General features: G+C 66.2%; 18 protein-coding genes and 2 pseudogenes. 1 reads left to right on the forward strand and 19 read right to left on the reverse strand.

Annotated elements, in window-relative coordinates:
• The 10 genes from HOP12_00125 to HOP12_00170 form a co-directional block, all read right to left on the reverse strand.
• A partial coding sequence (locus tag HOP12_00125; GenBank protein ID NOT32559.1) for a hypothetical protein occupies positions 1 to 671 on the reverse strand: 671 nt, incomplete at its 3' end.
• On the reverse strand, positions 661 to 1,188 hold the full coding sequence (locus tag HOP12_00130; GenBank protein ID NOT32560.1) for a shikimate kinase: 528 nt from the start codon (positions 1,186 to 1,188) through the stop codon (positions 661 to 663). The genes HOP12_00130 and HOP12_00125, both read right to left, overlap by 11 nt.
• Before the next feature lie 90 nt (positions 1,189 to 1,278).
• Complete coding sequence (gene pilQ / locus HOP12_00135; GenBank protein ID NOT32561.1) at positions 1,279 to 2,640, reverse strand: type IV pilus secretin PilQ; 1,362 nt, start codon at positions 2,638 to 2,640, stop codon at positions 1,279 to 1,281.
• Positions 2,627 to 3,439, reverse strand: a complete 813-nt coding sequence (locus HOP12_00140) for a hypothetical protein (protein ID NOT32562.1) — start codon at positions 3,437 to 3,439, stop codon at positions 2,627 to 2,629. Before HOP12_00140 ends, pilQ begins: the two co-directional genes overlap by 14 nt.
• Positions 3,423 to 4,064: a type 4a pilus biogenesis protein PilO gene (gene pilO / locus HOP12_00145; protein ID NOT32563.1), complete on the reverse strand. Its 642-nt coding sequence runs from the start codon at positions 4,062 to 4,064 to the stop codon at positions 3,423 to 3,425. The genes HOP12_00140 and pilO overlap by 17 nt, the downstream gene beginning before the upstream one ends.
• 9 nt (positions 4,065 to 4,073) lie before the next feature.
• Positions 4,074 to 4,649 carry a hypothetical protein gene (locus tag HOP12_00150; protein NOT32564.1) on the reverse strand — a complete coding sequence of 192 codons (576 nt, stop codon included), beginning with the start codon at positions 4,647 to 4,649 and terminating at the stop codon, positions 4,074 to 4,076.
• Entirely contained in the window at positions 4,646 to 5,701 is a 1,056-nt protein-coding gene (gene pilM, locus HOP12_00155) for a type IV pilus assembly protein PilM (protein ID NOT32565.1), read from the reverse strand. Before pilM ends, HOP12_00150 begins: the two co-directional genes overlap by 4 nt.
• A 252-nt stretch (positions 5,702 to 5,953) precedes the next feature.
• The gene (locus HOP12_00160) at positions 5,954 to 6,745 is read right to left on the reverse strand and encodes a hypothetical protein (protein ID NOT32566.1); all 792 of its coding nucleotides are present in this window, start codon (positions 6,743 to 6,745) and stop codon (positions 5,954 to 5,956) included.
• Positions 6,742 to 7,506 carry an ABC transporter permease gene (locus HOP12_00165; protein NOT32567.1) on the reverse strand — a complete coding sequence of 255 codons (765 nt, stop codon included), beginning with the start codon at positions 7,504 to 7,506 and terminating at the stop codon, positions 6,742 to 6,744. Before HOP12_00165 ends, HOP12_00160 begins: the two co-directional genes overlap by 4 nt.
• Positions 7,503 to 8,537: an ABC transporter ATP-binding protein gene (locus HOP12_00170; protein ID NOT32568.1), complete on the reverse strand. Its 1,035-nt coding sequence runs from the start codon at positions 8,535 to 8,537 to the stop codon at positions 7,503 to 7,505. The genes HOP12_00165 and HOP12_00170 overlap by 4 nt, the downstream gene beginning before the upstream one ends.
• 1,074 nt (positions 8,538 to 9,611) lie before the next feature.
• Here HOP12_00170 and HOP12_00175 point away from each other — a divergent pair.
• The gene (locus HOP12_00175) at positions 9,612 to 10,592 is read left to right on the forward strand and encodes a hypothetical protein (protein NOT32569.1); all 981 of its coding nucleotides are present in this window, start codon (positions 9,612 to 9,614) and stop codon (positions 10,590 to 10,592) included.
• Between the two features lie 387 nt (positions 10,593 to 10,979).
• Here the strand turns inward: HOP12_00175 and HOP12_00180 are convergent.
• The 9 genes and pseudogenes from HOP12_00180 to HOP12_00220 form a co-directional block, all read right to left on the reverse strand.
• A pseudogene (locus tag HOP12_00180) lies at positions 10,980 to 11,099 on the reverse strand (prepilin-type N-terminal cleavage/methylation domain-containing protein).
• 388 nt (positions 11,100 to 11,487) lie between these two features.
• A pseudogene (locus tag HOP12_00185) lies at positions 11,488 to 11,607 on the reverse strand (prepilin-type N-terminal cleavage/methylation domain-containing protein).
• Positions 11,608 to 11,870: 263 nt separating this feature from the next.
• A complete protein-coding gene (locus tag HOP12_00190) occupies positions 11,871 to 13,283 on the reverse strand; it encodes a sigma-54-dependent Fis family transcriptional regulator (protein ID NOT32570.1) in 1,413 nt (470 codons plus the stop codon).
• A 37-nt stretch (positions 13,284 to 13,320) separates the two neighbouring features.
• Entirely contained in the window at positions 13,321 to 14,988 is a 1,668-nt protein-coding gene (locus HOP12_00195) for a PAS domain-containing protein (GenBank protein ID NOT32571.1), read from the reverse strand.
• Between the two features lies 1 nt (position 14,989).
• Entirely contained in the window at positions 14,990 to 16,207 is a 1,218-nt protein-coding gene (locus tag HOP12_00200) for a type II secretion system F family protein (GenBank protein ID NOT32572.1), read from the reverse strand.
• A gap of 11 nt (positions 16,208 to 16,218) precedes the next feature.
• Positions 16,219 to 17,295: a type IV pilus twitching motility protein PilT gene (locus HOP12_00205; GenBank protein NOT32573.1), complete on the reverse strand. Its 1,077-nt coding sequence runs from the start codon at positions 17,293 to 17,295 to the stop codon at positions 16,219 to 16,221.
• Positions 17,296 to 17,329: 34 nt separating this feature from the next.
• The gene (gene pilB, locus HOP12_00210) at positions 17,330 to 19,024 is read right to left on the reverse strand and encodes a type IV-A pilus assembly ATPase PilB (GenBank protein NOT32574.1); all 1,695 of its coding nucleotides are present in this window, start codon (positions 19,022 to 19,024) and stop codon (positions 17,330 to 17,332) included.
• 251 nt (positions 19,025 to 19,275) lie between these two features.
• Positions 19,276 to 19,713: a helix-hairpin-helix domain-containing protein gene (locus HOP12_00215; protein NOT32575.1), complete on the reverse strand. Its 438-nt coding sequence runs from the start codon at positions 19,711 to 19,713 to the stop codon at positions 19,276 to 19,278.
• Positions 19,714 to 19,764: 51 nt separating this feature from the next.
• The coding region (locus tag HOP12_00220; GenBank protein NOT32576.1) for a hypothetical protein at positions 19,765 to 21,823 on the reverse strand (2,059 nt) is incomplete at its 5' end.

Raw genomic sequence — 21,823 nt, forward strand, 5'->3', positions numbered from 1 at the left:
TCGAGTGAGGCCTCGACGCGCTCCGGCCAGGGAGTGCCCGCGACCTCGAGCCAGCTCGTGTAGTGAACCGTGAGTCCGGGCGCGCCGCCGGCGGGACGCACGCGCAGCCAGGTCGGTCGGCCGGCGCGGTCGACCGCCAGCGTGAGCGAATCCGCGCGATCGCGCCACTCGAGCACGCGACCCGAGTCGCGGGTCACGGCGCGCTCCCACGCGAGTGTCGGGGGTTTCCACGCCGAAGCGAGTGCCTCCCATACGCGCGCTCCAGGATCACGAAATGCGATCGAATCCGCCTCGACGTCGAACGCCAGCGCCGCGCGCTCCGACGGCAGCCACGCCATCAGCGAGTCACCCCACACCGCGGCCTCGAGCGCCAGACCGAGTGCTCCGCGCACCCGCAGCCGGCACGCGTCGGGACCCGCGAGGTAGAGCCGTACCGAAACTCCCGGCAGACGCTGGCCGCGCCACTCGGTCCAGATCAGCGCGTCGCCTTCGACCGCGGCCGCGCGCCGGCGCGATTCGACGTGGCGATCGAACGCGACTCGTGCGTGATCCGTCACCAGGTCACTCGCGCCATGGGGCGCAGGCGCCGCGCAACCGGCGAGCAGCGCCGCGAGCGTCGCCGCCGCCAGCAGGCCGTTCAGTCGTCCGCGCCGACCGCGCTCACGCCGCATGCGAGCCACCGATCACCGCGATCGCGACCTGCTCCGGAGTGAGTCCATCAGTGGCGACGCGCTGATGCGCGAGCGCGGCGTAGAGATCGCGGCGCTCCGCGAGCACTTGCGCCAGTGCAGGCTCCGGCGCCTGACCGGCGAGCAGCGGCCGTTCCACCGCGTCGAGTCGAAGACGTCGGGCGGCCTCGGCCGCGGTCACTTCGAGCCACACCACGCGGCATTCCGCAGCAAGGACGCGACGGTTCTCGGGATCCAGCACGATCCCGCCCCCGCACGCGATCACCCGCGCCCCGGCGGCGAGCGCGCGGCGCAGCAGCACGCCTTCGTGACGGCGAAACGCCGGCTCGCCATCGCTCGCGAACCACTCGGCAATCGTTCGCCCGCTCTCGGCCACCAGCATGGCGTCCAAGTCGGCGACCGCGGCGCCCAGCCGCTCACCGAGTGCATGTGCCGTTGCGCTCTTGCCCGCGCCCATCAGGCCCACCAGGGCGATCGGACGCTCCGCGAGTTCGGTCATCGCCGGCAGCCTAGCACAGCGTTCGTGGCCCAAACGCCGACGCCGCCGGACCCTCGCGGGCCGGCGGCGTCGGACGATCGGATGACGAAACTACTCGCTCGCCATCGTGGTCAGCAGGCGCGGCGTCACGAAGATGATCAGCTCGCGGTTCTGACGCGTGGTGAAGTCCGAGCGGAACAGCATGCCGATGAGCGGAATGTCCTTGAGGTACGGGATCCCGCGACGGACATGGCTGTCGTTCGTACGGATCAGGCCGCCGATGACCGCGGTCTGGCCGTCGTCGACCATGACGCGCGTGTCGGCTTCGGAGGTGTTGATGATCACGCCGCCCTGTACGGTGCTCTGGGTCGAGAGATCGCTGACCTCGGGATGCAGGTCGAGAATGATCTTCTTGTCCTCGGTGAGATGAGGCGTGACCTTGAGCTGGATGCCGATGGTCTGGAGCTGCGAGACCGGGTTGCCAGCGACGTCCTGCACGATGAGCGGAATCTTCTGGCCCACCAGGATCTTCGCCTCACGATTGTCGACCGTCGTGATGCGCGGATTCGAGATGATGTTGGCCTTGCGGTTCTGCTCCAGCACCTGAAGCTGGGCTTCGATGAAACCCCACGACTTCGAGATACCGTAGTTGATCGCGGTGGTCGGGTCGGCGATGCCGGTGTTGTGCGAGCCGCCGAGCGCGTTCTCGTTGTCGTTGTTCGGGTGCAGGAAGTCCGGCGCGATCGGACCGGTGCCGTCGAAGAACTCCGCGTCGGTACCATTGCTCGGTCCGACGTTCCACTCGATGCCGAGGCCGCGCAGCGCTTCCGCGTCAACGTCCACGAGCTTGGCCGTGATCTCGATCTGCGGCGTGGTGGTGTCGAGATCGCGCGCCATGCGCTCGATCTTGTCGAGTGAGGTCGGCAGATCGGTGATGATGAGCGAATTCGTGCGGCGGTCGTTCTGCACCACTCCGCGCTTGCTCATCGACGCCTGAATCGACGCCTGGAGCTCGCTGGCCTGCGCGTAGTTGAGCTTCACGACGCGGGTCTCGAGCGGCACCAGCTCGAGCTGCTTCGCTCGCGCGGCTTCGCGTTCGACCCCTTCCGCCTGCAGCTTGGCCATCATGTCCACGCGCAGGATGCTGCCTTCTTCGACGTAGTCGAGACCATTGGTGCGAAGCACCGTGCGGAGCGCCTCCTGCCACGGCACGTTTTTGAGCGTCACGCGAACCGTGCCACGCACTTCGTTGTTCACCACGATGTTGCGACCGCTGAATTCGCCGATCGCGCGCACGACGGTACGGATATCGGCCCCCTCGACGTCGATCGAGAAAGTTCCGGAGCCGGTGCGCACCAGGCCCACCTGCCGGACGGCGGGTGAATCCTGAGCGAGGGCCGGAGTGGCGCCGACATTCCAGGTCAGCACCGCGGCCACCAGGGCGAGCCCGAACAGGGCCTTACCGAGCGTCATTCTTGTCTCCCTTCCGAATGAGGGGGATCGTCACCTGCTGCGTCTGTTCATCCGTGGTCAGCGAGACGACGACTGCGTCGCGACGGAGTTCCGTCACGACCCCGTTCATGACCTTGTCCCCGGGACGAAGCACATGGCTGTTGCCGCGGCCGTCCTCGACGAGTGCGAACTTGTCTCCATCGCCCCACACGATTCCGACGACTTGAAGTCCGCCGACATCGGGAGGTGCGCTGCCGCCGACGTCATTGCCGACGAATTCGCCGTCGATCATGGACTGGAAGGGATCTCTCCGGCCCAGGGTGTTGTACTGGTAATTCACCTGCTCTTCGAGCGTCGCCTTCGGTTCGCTGGTGCTCATGCTCGCCGGTGGCGAGACCTTGAGCACCGTCGCCTCGGACGAAGCGGTGTGGACATCGTTCGACCCGTTGCCGGGCGCGATCGGCTGACGCTCGACTGCCGAAGCCGGCGTCGAGGCCACGCTCGCGTTCGTGTTCGTGTTCGCAGAGTTCGAGGCATTCGGCGCGGTGTTCCCCGCGACGTTCGCCGAGGCGTTGCTCTGCGGGCTCAGGATCCGGGCGGTGCTGTTCGAGCCCGCCATCACCTTCGCGAAGGTCGAGGCCGGCAGCTTCTTGGCCGGCTTCGAGCTGACGCTCTTGCTCTTGCTGGGGTTCGACGCCGCGACGTTGGCGTTCGACTCCGTCGCGTTGCCGAGTCCTGCGCTCAGGCCGAGTCCGGCCGCGACGACCGCGACCCAGAGCCCTGCCCGCACGCACGTTCCGCGCTCAGGACTTCTTCGCATCGTTCGCGCCTCCCTTCGGCTGTTCCTTCGGTGCCTCGGCAGCAGGTGCCGTGGCGGTGGTGTTGAGGCTGTAGGCCGATGCGGTCAGCGACGCCGATGCGGTGCCGTCACCCTCCTTGCCACCGGTCGAAAGACGCACGTTCGAAACCGTCACGATGCGGCGCATGTTCGCCAGCTCGGCCAGAAACGCGCCGACCTGGTGATATCCGCCGTTGACCGTGACTTCGACCGGCATCTCGGTGTAATACGCTTCGCTGCGCGGCGAACCGGGACGGAACAGCACGAACGTCACGCCGGTCTGCTGACCCGCGAGCGTGATCTTGCGCAGCAGCGCGGCGACCTGCTTGTCGGTCGGAAGCAGTTCCGCCGCCATGGTCCAGCGCTGATGCAGCTGTTCGTACTCCGCCTCGAAACGCGGCAGGTCGGCCACCGAAGCGCGCGCCCGCGCCAGCTCGGTCGACTTCTTCTCGAAGTCCACCTTGAGCGCCGCGATCTCCTCGCGCTTGTTCGGAAAGCTGAACGGAAGGAAGTGCGTGAAGAAGAAGACTCCGAGCATGCCGGCCGCGAGCAGGGCCCCCAGCAGACCCTTCTGAACGGCCGGGTTCTTCAGATCGATCGTTCCCATCGGGTCCTCCTAGTTGACCGGCTCGTCCGGCGTCACCGCGGCGGTGACTCGGAACTTGACGACCGGGCGGTCACCGACCTTGCCGCGCTCGGCCACATTCAGCTCGACATTCGCGAACAGCGGCGAACGCTCGAGCCGCGACATGAAATCCGAAACCACCAGATTCGAGAGCGTCGAGCCCTCGACCACCAGCTGCGAACCGCCTTCCTGCATCGCCCCCGAGAGCCACAGGTGATCGGGAATGCAGCGCGCGAGTTCGTCCATCAGCCGCACGCTGCCGGTGCGGTCCTTCTCGAGCTTGCTGATGATGCCGAGCCGCAGGTCGAGTTCGGCACGCTCCTGCGCGAGCCGATTGACGCGTTCGATCTGAGGAGCGAGCGCACGCGCCTGGGCCTCGACATCGGCGATCGACGTCACGAGTCCCGCCTGCTTGGACTGCTGCGACAGACCGGTGCCGAACATCACGAGCCCCGCCGCCACCACGATCGCCGCCGGAGCGAGCCAGTCGCCGGCCTTCATGGGGGCCGACGAACTGCGTCGCTGCGAGCCCTTTTCCTCGCGCGGGAGCAGGTTGATCCGAATCATGACTTGTCCCCCACGCGGCGCAACGCCAACCCGATGCCGACCGTGAGCAGGGGCGCCACCCTGTTCACGTCATGCCCCGCGAACAGCGCCGGGTCGTACTGCACCCGCGCCAGCGGATTGGCGATCTCGGCCGGAACTCCGAAGCGACGGTTCAGGAACTCGGACAGGCCGGGCGTCATCGCCCCGCCGCCGCACAGCATCACGCGCGTGATCGCGCCCGCCTCACCGGCGGTGCGCAGATACGCCTGCGCGCGCTCGAGCGCCGTCGCGAGGCCTTCGCAGGCCTGCTCGATGATCGGCACGATGTCGTCGCTCACCCCGGACTCGCCACGCACCGCGGCATTCGCCTCGGCCTGGCTCAGGCTGAACTTGCGCTGCACCGCTTCGACGAATCCGCTGCCACCGACCTGCAGATCCTTCGTGAAGTACGGCACGCCGGCCTGGGTGATGTTGATGTTCGTGATCTCGGAACCCACGTTGAGCGTGGCGACCACTTCCTCGGCTCCGAAGTGGTAGTTCGCTTCGAGCGCGTTCTGTGCGGCGAACGAGTCGACGTCGACGACCAGCGGCTGCAGCCCGGCTTCGCGCATCAGATCGCCGAACGCGAGCACCATGTCCTTCTTGGCGGCAACGAGAAGCACCTGCATCTGCTTGGGATCGTTCGGCGCCGGTCCGAGGATCTCGAAGTCCAGCGAGACGTCGTTGATGTCGTAAGGGACGTGCTGTTCGGCCTCCCAGTAGACGGCCTGCTGCGCGTCCTCGCTCGAAAGCTTGTTCATCGTGATCTTCTTGACGATCACGGCGCGGCCGCTCACCGCAGCGACCACGTTGCGGGTCGAGATGCCCCGCGATTCCACCAGGTTAGAGATCGCATCGACGACCAGCTGACGGTCCATGATCTCGCCGTCCACGATGGCTTCCGCGAGCGGAGCCGAAATTCCCCAGTTCACGAGCTTGTGCCCGTGCTTGGGATGGCTCTCGAGCTCGGCGACCTTCACCGTGTGGCTGCCGATGTCCAGCCCGATGAGGGATTGCTTCTTGCCGAAGAACATGGATCCATCTCCCTGAATGCGGTCGGTCCTGCCCGAACGTACGGATGCGAAGTGCACCGCGCCGCCCGACACGGAGGGACCGCTCCCGAAGGGAGACCGGCCCCGTGGCCTGCCACGGAATTAGATCGGGTGATGCGGAGTGCGACTTGAGCGCTTTCTGCACCGCGGGTGTCTCCCGCGCCGCCGCGCCACGTTGCAGGGATCGCGCCGCTGGAACCGCTTCGGACAGTCGTGCGAATCGCACGCCCGGGCTCAGCGAACCGAGCTCGAATCCACCGGAGCGGACTGCGGAGTCATCTGGACCAGCGGAGTGGTGAGGCGCTTGACGGCGAGCTCACGACGGCCGGTCACCAGCGCCTCGCGGATCGTTGTCATTTCCTTCTCCGCCATCTCACGCAGGAAGCGGTTCGGCGACTGCCGCGCGACTTCGTCCCACATCATGTAGGCGACGGTCAGATCCCCGGCGTGCTGACGCGAGAATGCGGCGAAGCGGGCGGCCTGGGGCGGCGCATCCGGCATGCGCGAAGCGCGCTCGAACATCGCACCGGCCTTTCGAAGCTCGCGCCCGCCGGGCCGCACGTAGTAGAGGAAGCCGAGCCGAAACGCGAGCCACCCGCTGGCGGGATTCGCGTCGATGCCTTTGAGCATCAGCTGCTCGGCGCGCGCGAAGTCTCCGCCTTCCTGGGCGAGCGCGAAGGCTCCGAACACGTAGGCCGCCTGGAACCCCGGCGCCAGCGAGGTGACGATGTCGAAGACGTGGTACATGCTCCGGAACTGATTGTCGACGAGCCGATGCGCGCCGTAGTACTGAACGGCGCGCAGCCACGCGAGGTCGGCTGCGCTCTCGGCATGACCGAGTGTTGCGGGCTTCAGGTGCTTGCCCGACGGGTAGTACGCCAGCTCCTCGAGCGGCCGAGGATGCGGGAGCTTCGCCCACGCGATGCGCGCGAGCGCGAACGCGCCGCCACCCAGCACCAGCGCGACGAGCCACGCCGCGCCGAGGCGCCGCATCAGAATGCTCCGGGACTCGACCGCCGCGCTCATTTGAAGTCGCGGGACTGAAACGCTGCCGCACCGAGCGCCAGAACGCAACCGACATAGAGCACGGCGTAGCCGGTCGCGATCATCAGGTGAAACGCCGAGGTCACCTCGCCGCTGGCAGCCAGCGTGCGGATGTTGAAGATCGGGAGATTCGGGACCACATCCGCCACGACTCGCAGTGTGACGCCGAGCGCGTCGGGGAATTGCGCAGCGAAACCACGCAGGTCGTAGCTCCACTGCCCGACGCAATAGAAGCCGAGGGTGTAGAGCGCCGAGAGCACCGGCGTCGAGAGCGCCGAGCACATCACCGCGATGGCGGTGACGACGCTCAGCTCGAGTCCCGACATGTAGACCGCCTGCAGGATCGCCGGGGCCAGATGCGCGCTTCCGCCGATCGCGAGCAGCCCGCACAGCACCAGCCCGAGCACCACTGCAACCGTCCAGAGGGCCGCGGTTAGTCCCGCCCACTTGCCGACCAGATACACCGGACGCGCGATCGGCCGCGAGAGCAGGTTGTAGATCGTGCGGCGATCGATCTCCTTGGCGACGAGGCTGGTGCCGACCATCAGCACGGCCAGCATGCCGAGCACCGAGATCACGCTGAGTCCGAGATCCACGGTGAGTCGCTGACCCTCGCCGAGTGCGAGCGGTGAGAGTCCCAGTGTCGCGAGCATCGCGACCGCGCCGGCGACGCAGAGTCCGACCAGCACGCGATCCCGGGTGGCTTCGCGAAAGGTGTTGCGGGCGATCAGGTACGACTTCATGCGCTCCTCCGCGTCGAAGTCTCGCGAGTTCCGGTCACCTGCTCGGCCGTCGCCATGAACATCTCCTCCAGTGAGGGCCGTTGCGGGGTGAGCGCGCGGATCGTGAGCCCCTCGGACTGCAGCCACGCGAGCACTTCGTGGGTCCGTGACTCATCGCTCAGAACGAAGCGGGTCTCGCCGCCGACGTCGCGACGCGACAGCACGCCCGCGAGCGGCAGCGGAAGCTCGATCATGGCCTTCTGCGCGAGCCGGATCTCGACCGAGTGTCGGCCGTCGTCCATCAGCTCGGCCACCGTCGCGACGCGCTGAAGCCGCCCCTGGAGCACGATCGCGACGCGATCACAGAGCATTTCGACGTCGGGAAGGATGTGCGAGGAGAACAGCACGGTGACCCCGCGGGCGCGTTGCTCGAGAATCAGCTCACGAACGTCGCGGCGCCCGAACGGGTCGAGCCCGCTCATGGGCTCGTCCAGGATCAGGAGCTCGGGATCGTGAGCGAGAGCACCCGCCAGACCGATGCGCTGCAGCATGCCCTTGGAGTACTTGCGCAGCATCACGCGCGGCTTGTCGCCCAGGCCCACGCGGCCGAGCCAGTGACGGGCCCGCTGCGAGGCGTCGCGACCCGAGATGCCCGAGAGACCCAGCACCAATTCGAGGTATTCGACGCCATTCAGGTAGTCGTAGAAGTACGGTTGCTCCGGCAGGAACCCGAGCTTCTGGCGCGCCGCCGAGTCCTCGACACGCCGTCCCAGAATCCACGCCATCCCGGTACTCGGTTTGTGGAGCCCGGTTAAGACCTTGAGCGTCGTGGTCTTGCCGGCGCCGTTCGGGCCCAGGTAGCCCATCACTTCACCGCGGCGCACCTCGAGGTTCAGATCCTCGATGCCGCGCGCCACCTGCATCGTCCAGGGATGCCGATAGCTCTTCCACAGTCCACGCGTCTCGACCGCCAATGTGGCGTCGGGGTTGCGATCACTCAGGAGCCCTTCCGCCACCTCGGGTACCGTCCCTTCGGAACGTCTCACTTTCATGCGCTCGGGCCTCCGGAATCTCATTCGGTGCAACTCGAGGTTTCTGCGCGTGCGAGTTGCAATGCCCGTGCCGGAGCGGCAAGCGCCGTCGCAGTGACACCAGGCTGAATGAGACCACCGGTGGCGACTCTGCTCGGGCCAGCGAACCTCACACGATTCCCGGTCGTCGCGAGTGCTAGGCTCGCTGGGCCGTGGCTCACGAGCAGAGGGAGGACTGGTAACTTTCAAGCCGCCCCTTGCCAAATTCTCCGCCGGGTGTCAGGAGGCCAGTTTATGTCCGCTCGAACTGCAGTGTTGAAGCGTTTCCCAGAGTTGTTGCCCACCATCGTGCTCTGGTCGCTGACGACATACCCACCCCTGCTCGGCTCCACTGCTCATGCAGACTGGTCCGTCAGCCCACTTCCAGTGTGTGCTGCGACCAACAATCAACGCTATCCGAGTGCGGCGGCGGATGGCCAGGGTGGTGCATTCGTAGTGTGGCAGGACGCCCGCAGTGGCACAGACACCGATATTTATTGTGCGCGGGTCGCGTACACCGGAGTCACCGACCTCTCGGGATGGGCTCCAGACGGCAACGCCGTCTGCGTTTCCTCTGGAGATCAGACCTTTCCAGTGGTCTCAGCTACCTCGGACGGCGGATGTATCGTCGCGTGGATAGACTCGCGTGATTCGCCGACTTCCTACCATGTCTATGCTCAGAAGTTGGATTCTCACGGCGTGCCGGCCTGGACAAGCAATGGTGTGCTCGCGAGCCCCCTAGTCGGCGTTCAGGTGCAAGTTCATTCCGCCCCAGATGGATCGAACGGGGCGTTTCTCCTTTGGCTGCAATTCAGTCCACCCATGTTCGGACAAGTGAAAGCACAGCACATTTCGTCCACGGGCAATATTACGTGGGACTCCGCGGGCGTTGCTCCGTCGATTCCGGGTAATGGCGATTCGGCCCCGCAGCTATGCTGGGATGGCGTAGCGGGAGTTTGGATCGCGTGGGAGGTGACCGGAGACTCTACGGGTAATGATGTGCGCGTTCGACACTTGGATCCGAACGGTGACGCCACTCATCCGGATAGCCTCACGATGGTGCGCGGCGTCTCCGCTCAACGATTCCCCAGCCTTGCACCCGACGGCACGACGGGCGCGTACGTGGCTTGGGAGGACAGTCGCTTTCCGGATACTGGACAGCGTATCTTTGTTCAGCGCGTGCTTGCGGACGGCCGGATGGTATTCGACCGCAACGGCACTCAGGTAGGCGCGCTCGCAGGCAGCTGGCCTCAACATGAAGCGTTCGTTGCTTGTGATGACCTAGGCAATGCAACTGTGGCCTGGACTGATGGGCGGACGCTGGGACATTCCGACGTCTATTCTCAGCGAATCGCGCCAAGCGGAGCATTGCGTTGGACTCCGAGCGGAGTTGCGCTGAGAGACACCGCGGGCCAGGCCACCCGCATTGTGGGACTCATGTCGGCACCTGATCGATTGACGCTGGCGTGGAGCGATACTAGATCAGCTCCAATGAATTCCATGCTCCCCGTCGCTCAGGTCGTCGATAGCTTTGGCATCGTTCCAAGCCCATGGCCCAGCAACGGCCTCACGATTGCGCCAATCGCCGCAGCAGAATTCACCCTGGCGGCTCCGGTCAGCGACCTCCGTGGAGGCGCCATTTTCGCGTTCCATCGTGGAGAGGTTCTGCTCGCAAATCCTTTTGACATTCTTGCGCAACGACTCTCCGCAAACGCCGACCTCCCTTCGACGGTCGCAGTCCCAGTCCTTGCCGACCGCTCGGCAGTGGAAGTTGCTCCGAATCCCGTCGAGCTTGGCGGATGGACCACCATCACCTTCCCCGCAATATTCAGACCCGATCAACGGGTGATTATCACGGACATCGCAGGCCGTAGGGTCACGATGCTCAAACCAGACGCAGGTCATGCCGCTCGTGCGTTCGTAATTTGGGATCTTCGGGATGCGGCGGGTGCCAGAGTTCGACCCGGGCTCTACTTCGCTTGTCCTGAGTTTCGGGATTCGCCAACAGCCACAAAGATAGTCGTGACGCAGCGCTGAAGTCGCGAAATGCGCCGCGGCCGGCTGCATTTCGCTCGCCGGCCGCGCAGAATCAAAGTCGGTTGCCGCTTATCGTTACTGTCCTGAACTAAGCACCAGGTTCATCGGAGCCGAGGTATTGTTCCCCACACCCTTCACGTTGTAGATGTTCGCGTTCGAGTCGGCGTAGCTCACGATTCCGCGAACCGGGGTTGGACCTGCGTTGAAGCTCGCGCGATCTTCCCACGCATTCGTCAGGCTGCGAGTGAAGGGGTTGACGTACGTGGTACTCGCCCCCGGAAGAATCGCCGCGATCTGATTCGCGGTGCCGGCGTACGCGCCTTCATACTGCACTGCATAGTCCTCGGCTGTGAGCTGAAACGTGTGCATGTTCTGCTTGGTGCTGCCTTCCTTTGCCCGCGCCTGCATCGAGATGAAGTTCGGCATGGCGATCGCCGCGAGGATCCCGATGATCACGACCACGATCATCAGCTCGATCAGCGTAAAGCCTTTGTTCGTGCGATTCATGATCTCGCGTCCTCTCGATACGAGTGCGGGGCGGCCGTAGCCGCCCCGCCCGTGATGGTCGTTACTGACCGGCCGACAGAACCAGGGCCATCGGGAAGCCGACGCCCGTGGTGATCTTGCCAACGCCCTTGATGTTGTAGTTGGTCGTCAGCGAGTCTGCGTAGCTCGTGATGCCGGAGACGGGTGCCGGGGGCGCCACGAAGCTACCGCGATCTTCCCACGCCACACCGACTCCGGTGACCTGCGTGAACGGATTCTTGAAGCTGGTACCCGCCGACGGGAGCAGCAGAGACACGGTCACGGCCGCAGGAGCGTACGCGCCGTCGTTCTGGACACCGTAGTCCTCAGCCGACAGCTGGAAGGTGTGCATGTTCGCCTTCGTGCTGCCTTCCTTCGCACGGCTCTGCATCGCGATGAAGTTCGGAATCGCGATCGCCGCGAGGATACCGATGATGACGACCACGATCATCAGCTCGATCAGGGTGAAGCCCTTCTTGTTGTTGCGCATGGTGCCTACTCCTCCTGTGTGGGTTCAGGGTCCGCGGATGAACTGACCCTCACTGCATTACAAGGCAACCCATGTGCCACGGGTGCCAAACCGAACCGCGCGTCGATCGCGTAAGGCATTTCAACGAGTTACGCGGCCGGGTGCTCGAACCCAGAGAGTCGCGAACTGCGAGCCTCCGGGCATTTCTCATGCGATCGAAAGCGGCGCACCGCAAAGCGCACGGCCGGCGCGATTGCAGCGCCGGCCGTGAGTCGCGCATTGCCCTACGCCGCGTCTTCGTCGAACTCCACCCCGCGCACGTCGTCGCGTCCGTTGCCCTGGCCGCGCCGCTCGATGCCGTAAGCGATCAGCTTGCGGTACAGCGTCGAGGCGTTGATGCCGAGGACTTCGCTGGCCCGCTTCTTCTGCCAGGCGGTATGGTGCAGAACCTTCATGATGTACTCGCGCTCCAGCTGCTCCAGCGTCATGTTCGGCGAGTCGATGATCAGGCTGCCGCGCTGGCTCTGGCCGAATCGGATGTTGTCCGGCAGATCCTCGGGTTCGATCACTCCGGTGTCGTCCAGGATCAGCACGCGTTCCATCACGTTTTCCAGCTCGCGCACGTTGCCCGGCCACTCGTACTTGATGAGCAACTCGAGCGCGTCCTTGCTCATCGCCTTCTCGGTGCCGCCGTTCGCGTGGCGTTTGAGGAAGTGACTCACCAGCAGCGGAATGTCGTCGCGCCGGTGACGCAGCGACGGCAGCTTGATCGGGATCACGTTGAGGCGATAGAACAGGTCGGCGCGGAATCGCCCTTCGGCGACTTCGCGCTCGAGGTCGGCATTGGTCGCCGCCACCAACCGGCAGTCGATCTTGACCGTCTGGGTGCCGCCGACCGGGATGATCTCGCGCTCCTGAAGCGCTCGCAGCAGCTTGACCTGCGTCGCGAGCGGCGTCTCGCCGATCTCGTCGAGGAAGAACGTGCCGCCTTCGGCGACCTGGAAGAGCCCTGCCGAGTCGCGCACCGCGCCGGTGAACGACCCCTTCACGTGCCCGAACAGGTTGCTCTCGAGCAGGTCGCGCGGGATCGCGCCGCAGTTGATGCTCACGAACGGACCCTGGACCCGACCGCTGCGATAGTGGATCTCGCGCGCGATCAGCTCCTTGCCGGTGCCGCTCTCGCCGTGGATCAGGATCGTGGCATCGCTCTGGGCCACCCGATCGACCATCTTGAACACGCGTGCCATCTCGTCGGACGACCCGATGATGGTCTTCTCCTCGTGGCCGCGCTTGAGCTCACGCTTCAGGAACTGGTTCTCGCTCCGCACCTTTCGCATCTCGAGGGCGTTGCGCACCACCAGCTTGATCTCGTCGTTCTTCGCGTTCTTGATCAGGTACTGGAACGCGCCCATGTTCACGGCATCGATCGCGGACTGCTGGGACGCGTAGGCCGTCATGATCACGACCGGCAGCGTGGGATCGTGCTTCTTGATCCCCTGCAGCAGCTGAATCCCGTCCATGCCCGGCATCTTGATGTCGGTGATCACCACATCGAACCCCTCGGCCCGAACCTTCTCGAGGGCTTCGCGACCGTTGTTGCAGGTGCTCACCTGGAAGCCCTCCTTGCGGAGCACGATGCCGAGGAACTGCGTCATGCTCTGCTCGTCGTCGACGACCAGGATCTTCTCCGCGGGCATGCGATTCACCTCGTTCCGGGTTGGGAGGAGACGCGAGTCACGCCGCCGCCGCCATGGCCGCCTGTGCTTCCGGCAGCGTCACGAGCACACGGGTACCGCGGCCGGGCGTGCTGTCGATCGACAGCGTGCCGCCGTGGCGTTCCACGATGCGCGTGGCAATGGCGAGGCCGAGACCCGTGCCTCCCTGCTTGGTCGTGAAAAAAGGTTGCCCGATGCGCGCCAGATCGTCGGGCGCGATGCCGGGGCCGTCGTCTTCGAATTCCACCGCTACACCGGCGGGCATCAGGGCGCGAGCGCGCACGGTCAGCACGCCGCGCACGCCGACCGCCTCGAACGCATTGACCGCCAGGTTGATCCACACCTGGCGCAGCTGCTCGCGGTCGGCGCGAATCACGGCGCCCTCAGCGGCATGGCATTCCATCCGCAGCGTCACCTCGCTTCCGCAACGCGGGTCGTGACGCAGTCCGTCCAACAGCTCTCGAAAGTGCGGCTCGACCGGGATCGGCTCCGCGACCAGTTCGCGCTCGCGTGAATACCCGAGCAGGTCGGTGACGAAGCGATTGAGGCGCTGGCATTCGCGCCCCATCAGGTCCATGAGCTCCGCATTCTCGCCGTGCAGCTTGAGTTCGCGCTGCAGCACTTCGATCGAACCGCTGATCGGCTTGAGTCCGTTGCGCAGCTCGTGTGCGATCGCGGCCGCCAGCGCTCCGACCTCGGCGAGCGTCTGATTGCGACGCGCGATCCGCTCCATCTCGCGGATCTCGCTCAGGTCCTGGAACACTGCCACTACGCCGGTGACTCGACCTTCATGCGTGAGGCGCCGGGTGGAGAGCCCGATCGGAAGCGGGCGATCGGTGTCGCTGCGCAGCTGGACCTCGCCGCGTACCCGCGCGCGCCCGCTCTCGAGTCCATCGATCAGCGCTTCGCGCAGTCCCGCCAGTCGCTCCGGGAGTGCTTCGAGGGCCGCGATGCCGAGGACCTCCTCGGCGTGGAGCTGAAGCATCTGCTCGCCCGCCGGATTGAGGTACGACACCCGGCTTTCGGCATCCAGCGTGAGGACACCCGAGGTCAAGTGCCGCAGGATCAGGTCCCGGTCGACGCGCACCCGCTCGAGCTCGCGGGAGGTCCGTTCGAGATCCTCGCGCACCGACTGCGTGCGACTGCCGAGCACACCGGCGAGCAGCCCGACCCCGGCCAGCAAGCCGATCAGCTGCACCGGATGCGCGGCCTGAGCACCCACGAAGCCGCCGGGCAGCCCGATCGCCCGCGCCGCGAACGGCAACGCGAGGTAGGCGAAGCAGGCGCCGAGTGCGGCCGAAGCTCCACCGGCGATCCCCGACTGAATCCCGGCCGCGACCACCACCAGGACGTAGAACATCGTGAACTGGCTTCCGCGCGCACCGGTCGCTGCTGCCACGCCGGTGACGAGTGCCAGGTCGACGACCACGTGCAGGACCGCCTGGAGGAAGTACCCGCGCCGCAGCTTCGCGAGCCCCCACAGCACCGCCGAAGCGCCGCCGACCGCGAGCATCGCGGTGGTCAGCACCCAGCGTGCTTCGGGTCCCGCTCCCGGCCACCACAGCACACCGATCGGAAGCGCGAACGCCGCCACGATCAGGCGCACCCCGATCGCGGCGCGCAATCCGCCCCACTGGCGGTCGCGTACCGGTGAGTCGGAAGGCCCGCCCCAGATCGCGGAGATCATTTCAGTTGGCGCCGCCGGCGACGACACTGACCAGCTTGAACATCGGCAGGTACATCGCCACGACCATGCCACCGACGATGCCGCCCATCACGACGATCATCACCGGTTCGATGATCGAGGTCATGGCGTCCACGGCGCTGTCGACCTCGGCTTCGTAGAACACCGCGATCTTCGTGAGCATCTCGTCGAGCGCGCCGGTCTGTTCGCCGACCGTGATCATCTGCACCACCATGGGCGGGAACACGCCCGACACCTTGAGCGGAGCCGCGACCGTCTCGCCCTCACGAATCGAGGCGCGCGCGGTCATGATCGCCTCGGCGATCACCTTGTTGCCTGCGGTCTTGGCGGTGATCTCGAGGCCCGACAGAATCGGGACACCCGATGCGATCAGGGTGCCGAGCGTGCGGGTGAACCGCGCGACCGCGCCCTTCAACAGCACGTCGCCGAGCACCGGCATCTTGAGCATCAGCCCGTCCAGATTGCGCTTGCCGGTGTCGGTCGCGTAGTAGCGACGCAGTGAGAACAGGCCGCCGATGATTCCCGCCACGCCGACCCACCAGAAGCGCTGCAGCCCGTTCGAGGCGAACAGCACGATCTTGGTCGGGAGCGGCAACTCACCGCCGAAGTCCATGAACATCTTCGCAAACGTCGGGATGATGAAGATCAGCATGAACGCCGTCGCACCCATCGCGACGGTGAGCACCACCGCCGGGTAGACCATGGCGCCCTGGACCTTGCGCTTGAGCGCATCCGCCTTCTCGATGTAGGTCGCGAGTCGCATCAGGATCTCGTCCAGCACACCGCCGGCCTCGCCGGCCGCGACCATGTTGCGGAACAGGTCGTCGAAGATGTCGCGGTGGCGGCCGAGCGCGTCGGCGAGCGTGGAGCCCGACTCGACCTCACGCGTGGTCTCGGCGATCGCTCGTGCAAAATTCGGCTTCGGCGTCTGCTTGGCGAGAATGTCGAGGCACGACACCAGCGGCAGACCGGCCGAGATCATGGTGGCGAACTGGCGCGTGAAGATGGCGAGGTCCTTGGTCCCGACCCCGCTGCCGCCCAGCTTCGGCATCTGGAATCCACCGGTCTTGGCCTTGAGTGCCGTGACCAGAATCTTCTTTTTGCGCAGCAGATCGAGCGCCTCATCCTGGCGCCCGGCTTCGATCTCACCGGACTGTGATTCTCCGGCAAGCGTGCGACCCTTCCACACGAAAACCGCCATGGCACCCTCCCTTACGCGGCCATCCGGCCGACCTTGCCCAGCATCTGCTCGAGCTCCGGACGGTCGGCGCTTCGTTCGAGCGCATCTTCGGGCGACAGCTGCTTGTCGTGCGTCGCCTGGAGGAGCGCCTGGTTCATGGTCTGCATGCCGTACTTCTGACCGGCCTGCATGAGGCTGTAGATCTGGTGCGTCTTGCCTTCGCGGATGACCGCCTTGATCGCGGGCGTGCACACCAGCACCTCGGCGCACATCACGCGCCCGGTGCCGCGACTCTTCGGGATCAGCTGCTGCGTCACCACGCCCTCAAGCGTGAAGGCCAGCTGGGTGTAGATCTGACGCTGCTGATCGGACGGGAAGACGTCGACGATGCGGTTGATCGCTTCGTAGGTGGAGTTGGTGTGGAGCGTCGCGAACACCAGGTGACCGGTCTCGGCGATCGTCAGTGCGGCCTCGATGGTCTCCAAGTCGCGCATTTCACCGATCAGGATGATGTCGGGGTCCTGGCGCAGCACGTACTTGAGCGCTTTCGGGAACGACTCGGTGTCGGCGCCGATCTCGCGCTGATTGACGATCGACTTCTTGTGGTGATGGATGTACTCGATCGGATCTTCGATCGTCATGATGTGGCTCTGCCGCGCGCCGTTGATCTTGTCCAGCATCGAGGCGAGCGTCGTGCTCTTGCCGCTGCCGGTCGGCCCGGTGATCAGCACCATGCCCTTGTGGCGGTTCGTGAACTCGCGCACCACCGGCGGCAGTCCGAGCTTCTCCATCTGCAGAATTTCGTACGGGATCATGCGGACGGCCATCGAAACCACGCCGCGCTGCAGGAACACGTTGGAGCGAAACCGCGCCAGGTTCTTGACGCCGAACGAGAAGTCCAGCTCCTTCGTGGTCTCGAAGCGCTTGCGCTGCTCGTCGGACATCACGCTGTACGCGAGCCCGGCGGTCGCTTCGGGTGTCAGGACGTCGTACTCGGTCGGCGTCAGCAGCCCGTCGACGCGGAACATCGGCGGGACGCCGGCCGTGAGGTGCAGATCGGACGCCCGCTTGGTCGTCATCTCGTCGAGCAGCTGCCGAAGGGTCAACACGATCCGTCTCCTGTGAGCGAAGCGAGAAGCGGCGTCACAGATTGTCCGCCGCAGTTTCCTTGAGAATCTCCTCGACGGTCGTCAGGCCCTTCTTGAGCTTCTCGAGCCCGTCCCGCCGCAGCGTGAGCATCCCTTCACTGATGGCCAGTCGTTTGATCTCGCTCGCCGATACCCGCTCCAGGACCAGATCCTTGAGGCGCGGGCTCATCGGCATGACTTCGTAGACACCCTGCCGCCCGCGGTAGCCGGAACCGTTGCACTCGACGCACCCCTCGCCTTCGAAGAACTTGCCGGTCGAAGCGTCGGCGCGAGTCATCTGCAGCTCGTTGAGCACCTCGTCCGACAACTCGATCTGCTGCTTGCAGGCGTTGCACACCCGTCGCACCAGTCGCTGCGCGAGGATCAGATTGACCGACGACGACACGAGGAACGGCTCGACTCCCATGTCGATCAATCGCCCGATCGCGCTCGGCGCGTCGTTCGTGTGCAGAGTCGACAGCACCAGATGCCCGGTGAGCGCGGCCTTGACCGCGATCGAGCCGGTGTCGAGGTCACGGATTTCGCCGACCATCACGACGTTCGGGTCCTGGCGCAGGAATGCCTTGAGTGCCGCGGCGAAGGTGAGCCCGATGTCCTCGTTGACGAGCACCTGGTTGATGCCGTCCAGGTTGTACTCGACCGGGTCTTCGGCGGTCATCACGTTGACTTCGGGCGTATTGATGCGCGACAGCGCCGAGTACAGCGTGGTGGTCTTGCCGGATCCGGTCGGCCCGGTCACCAGCACCATGCCGTAGGGATTCGAGATCGCACCGACGAATTCACGCATCGAGCGCGGCTCGAAGCCGAGCTTCTCGAGATCGATGTTCAGGTTGGTCTTGTCGAGAATACGCATCACGATCTTCTCGCCGAAGATCGTGGGGAGCGACGAGACGCGCAGGTCGATGGTGCGGTTCAAGACCTTGATCTTGATGCGGCCGTCCTGCGGCACGCGGCGCTCCGCGATGTCGAGCTCGGCCATGATCTTGAGGCGCGAGGTGATCGCGAGCTTGAACTTGTACGGCGGCGCCATCATCTCCTGCAGCACGCCGTCGATGCGGAAACGCACCCGGACGGTCTTCTCGTAGGGCTCGATGTGAATGTCCGAGGCGCCCTTGCGAACCGCGTCCGAGATCAGCGAATTGACGAGCTTGACGATCGGCGCCTCGTCCATCCCGGCGAAGCCCGAACTATCCTCGGGCAGCTCTTCGTCTTCGACGACGGCGAGATCGTCCTCCATGCCCTTCATGACGTCGGCCATGGTGCCGGCCGAGTCGTAGGCACGGTCGAGCGCGCGCTTGATCGAGGTTTCGCTCGCGACCCGCGGCTCGACTTCGTAGCCGGTGATGAACTTGATGTCGTCGATCGCGAAGATGTTGTTCGGATTCGCCATCGCGATCACCAGTCGGCGACCCGAGCGAGAGACCGGGAGAGCCATGAACTTGGTGGCCACGTCGCCCGGAATCAGGCGGATGAGCTGGGGGTCCGGCTCGTAGCTGCGCAGATCCACCGACTCGACGCCGTAGGTCCGGGACAGGAACTCGAGCAGCTTCTCTTCGCTGATCGCACCCGTCTTGACCAGATTTCCGACCAGCGTCCCGCCGGTGTTCTTCTGTTGCTGCTGTGCCTTCAACAGCGAGGACTCATCGACGAGCCGCGCTTCGAGCAGCTTTTGACCGATGTCTTCGTGCACGCCCGAACCTTTCGGGGTCGATGGGGACGCGGGGTCCCCACGCGGATAACGTGACAAGCGTCCTCCGGCGCGAAGCGAATCGTCGCGCGGAGGATCGTGCGAGCTCTGCCTGTCGCCGTTATCGGGCGAGGCGGGGCGCGACTGTAGTCCGATCTGCACGGCCGCGATCGGGCGCCGCGTGCGAACCGCACTCCGAGACGCTCGGGCTCGCTCGGAACGCGTCGATCGGGGTGCGGTGCGCCGAAACGCACTCACGGCCGTGCGAATTGCACGCTGTCGGAGCGCGTGCCCGGCGAGCCGGTTGGCCGCCCCTCTACTAATAGGTCCGGCAGGATGCGCTCCAGCAATCGCGGCCCGATCCCCCGCACTCCGAGCAGCTCGTCGGGTGAGTGAAAGCCGCCGATCTGCGATCGGTAGGCGACGATGCGACTCGCGAGCACCGGACCAATGCCGGGCAGGCGATCCAGCTCGGCCGCATCCGCGCGATTGAGGTCGATGCGACCACCCGGGGCATGCGGCGGGACGGACGGAGCCGGAAGCGAGTCGTGCGGCACTCGCTCCCTCACGGGTGCTCGGTCGGGGGGCGCAACGGGGCCGAGCCGCCACAACGTCCACAGGTCCCATAGGCAGCCGATCAACACCAGCACGATCAGGCCCGCCACTGCGCGGACCTCGCGACGCGACAGCAATCGCCGACTCCAGCCGGGGGCGGATCGGTGTGAGGGCGGGGTCCTACGAACTCAATCGAAGAAACGCCACGTGAACGTGAAGCGGAACTCGCGGCCCGGGCCGCGCGCGGGGAATCCGGAAAGCGGATCGATCCAGACTTCCTCGCGGGGCTGATCCTCGAGTCGCCGGGCATCGACGACCATGACCACATCGCCGAGCGTCGCCACCACTCCCGCCCCGAACGTCACGTAGGCTTCGAGCGGATCCGGAGTCGGCGCCTCGCTCTCGCGCGTGCCGACGAAGGCGACGTCGCCGCGCAGTCGCACTTCGAGGTCGTTCTCGAACAGCCGGCCACGCAGTTCGAGTCGAGCGCGGCCGCCCGCGTTCGGGTCGACTCGCGCTTCGAGCGATTCGGTGGTGCGCTGCAGGACGAATCCGTCGGCCGTGAGCTCGAACGGGCCGCGCGCGGCGCGCAACTCGGCGCTGACGAGCGCGAAGGTCGACGGTTCGGGATCGGACCGAGCTCCGACCCGCAGCCACCACGCCTCGATCGGAAGCCGCGAGGTCAGCACGCGAGCTTCGGTGCGACCGATGCCGGCGTGCAGGCGCACGCGCATCGGATCGGAACGGAATTCCGTTTCGGCGCTGCCGCTCCACAGCGACTGCCGAAACGGCAAGCCGCCGGGCGCCAGGTCGCTCCACACCGGCGAGACGATCCGCTCCGCGACCAGTCGCAGCGGAAGGCTCGCGGCACGGCCCGACCAGGCCAGCGTGGGAGCCCACTCGGAACTGGAGAGCGCCGCCGAGTGTCCCGCGCCGAGCGCCGCCTCGAGCGCTCCGCCGAATATCGGCGTGCGCCATCGAGCCGCGGTCCAGAGCTCGTCCTCTTCCCATTCGGTGCGCGCGAATCCGGTCAGCGCTCGCACCACCTCGGCGCGCTCAAAGCGTGCGACGGCGCTGAACTCGTGCGCAGCGGTCCGCCGCGACCAGCCGGCCTCGACGTGCGCGCGCTGCGCGTCGCGTCGCCCGTACACCAGAATGCCGCCGAAACTCTCGCGATGGTCATAGCTGCGACCCACACGCAGGGTCGCTTCCCCATTCACGAGCGGCACGCCGAGTCGCAGCCAGCCGGCGGCGCCGGTCAGGTCGCTCGCCTCGCCGCTCGTGACGGCACTCGCGATGCCGTGCTGAGCGAACGCGCCGGACAGCCGCACGCGCGAAGTCGGAATGTCGGCCACCAGCGCGTAGCGATGGGCACCGGACACCAGAAACGGGCCGACGCCACCGCGCTCCCACTCCGACACCTGGCCCGCGAAGAATCGCGTCGAGTCGCGGCGCGCAGCATAGAGGTCGTTGCGGGCCTCGGCGGAGGAACCGCGCCCGAATGAGAACAGGCTCACCATCGGACCGCGCCCCGGCGCCAGCCCCTCGCGCTCCACCGAGGTTTTTGCAAGCGTGGCGCCGAAGCCTTCCCACGCGCCCTCGCCACCCCACCGCGTCGCGACGCTCGTGGCCCCGGTGAGCGGCGGCATCACACCGCGGCCTCCCGGCAGGGGCGCGAGCCCGCCGGCCTCGAGGCGATCCTCGATGCTCCAGGCACCCGCGACGTGACCGGCGAGCGCCCACGGGTAGCCCGCGCCGGGAATGATCTCGGGCCCGAAGCCCGGCCGTCCGGCCAGCGACCAGCTCGCGGGCGCATCCGGTGCGCCTTCTCTGCGCAGTGAATCGCGATCGGCCGTGGCGACGAGCAAATCGCCGCCCGCTGCGACGAGCGAATCGCCGGCCACTGCGGACGGCTCCGCAGCCGGCGCCGCATCCTGCGCCGCAGCGACACCCGGCGCGAACGCGCATGCACACCCCAGCACCGCCACCACGGCGAGCCGTGCCGCGTGGCGCGCGAGCAGCGTGACCAGCGGGGTGCCAACCACGCCGAACAGCACCGCGTTGGTGCCGAGATGGATCAGCGCGAACGGCAACCCGAGCCGGAGCCACTGAAGCGTTTGTCCGTACACCATTCCGGTCGCGAGGTTGGTGACCAGATCGAACCATGCGGTGCAGACCAGTGCGGCGATCACCAGCAGGGCCGCGCGCGGCGCCGGCGAGCGCGCGGGGCCGCCGAGGCGCGCGAAC

The sequence above is a fragment of the Candidatus Eisenbacteria bacterium genome, assembly GCA_013140805.1.
Taxonomy (GTDB): domain Bacteria; phylum Eisenbacteria; class RBG-16-71-46; order RBG-16-71-46; family RBG-16-71-46; genus JABFRW01.

Bases quoted from the DNA above. Each gene is read 5' to 3' on its own strand.
- HOP12_00130 (NOT32560.1), bottom strand. From the start codon at position 1,188: ATGACCGAACTCGCGGAGCGTCCGATCGCCCTGGTGGGCCTGATGGGC.
- pilQ (NOT32561.1), bottom strand. From the start codon at position 2,640: ATGACGCTCGGTAAGGCCCTGTTCGGGCTCGCCCTGGTGGCCGCGGTG.
- HOP12_00140 (NOT32562.1), bottom strand. From the start codon at position 3,439: ATGCGAAGAAGTCCTGAGCGCGGAACGTGCGTGCGGGCAGGGCTCTGG.
- pilO (NOT32563.1), bottom strand. From the start codon at position 4,064: ATGGGAACGATCGATCTGAAGAACCCGGCCGTTCAGAAGGGTCTGCTG.
- HOP12_00150 (NOT32564.1), bottom strand. From the start codon at position 4,649: ATGATTCGGATCAACCTGCTCCCGCGCGAGGAAAAGGGCTCGCAGCGA.
- pilM (NOT32565.1), bottom strand. From the start codon at position 5,701: ATGTTCTTCGGCAAGAAGCAATCCCTCATCGGGCTGGACATCGGCAGC.
- HOP12_00160 (NOT32566.1), bottom strand. From the start codon at position 6,745: ATGAGCGCGGCGGTCGAGTCCCGGAGCATTCTGATGCGGCGCCTCGGC.
- HOP12_00165 (NOT32567.1), bottom strand. From the start codon at position 7,506: ATGAAGTCGTACCTGATCGCCCGCAACACCTTTCGCGAAGCCACCCGG.
- HOP12_00170 (NOT32568.1), bottom strand. From the start codon at position 8,537: ATGAAAGTGAGACGTTCCGAAGGGACGGTACCCGAGGTGGCGGAAGGG.
- HOP12_00175 (NOT32569.1), top strand. From the start codon at position 9,612: ATGGTGCGCGGCGTCTCCGCTCAACGATTCCCCAGCCTTGCACCCGAC.
- HOP12_00190 (NOT32570.1), bottom strand. From the start codon at position 13,283: ATGCCCGCGGAGAAGATCCTGGTCGTCGACGACGAGCAGAGCATGACG.
- HOP12_00195 (NOT32571.1), bottom strand. From the start codon at position 14,988: ATGATCTCCGCGATCTGGGGCGGGCCTTCCGACTCACCGGTACGCGAC.
- HOP12_00200 (NOT32572.1), bottom strand. From the start codon at position 16,207: ATGGCGGTTTTCGTGTGGAAGGGTCGCACGCTTGCCGGAGAATCACAG.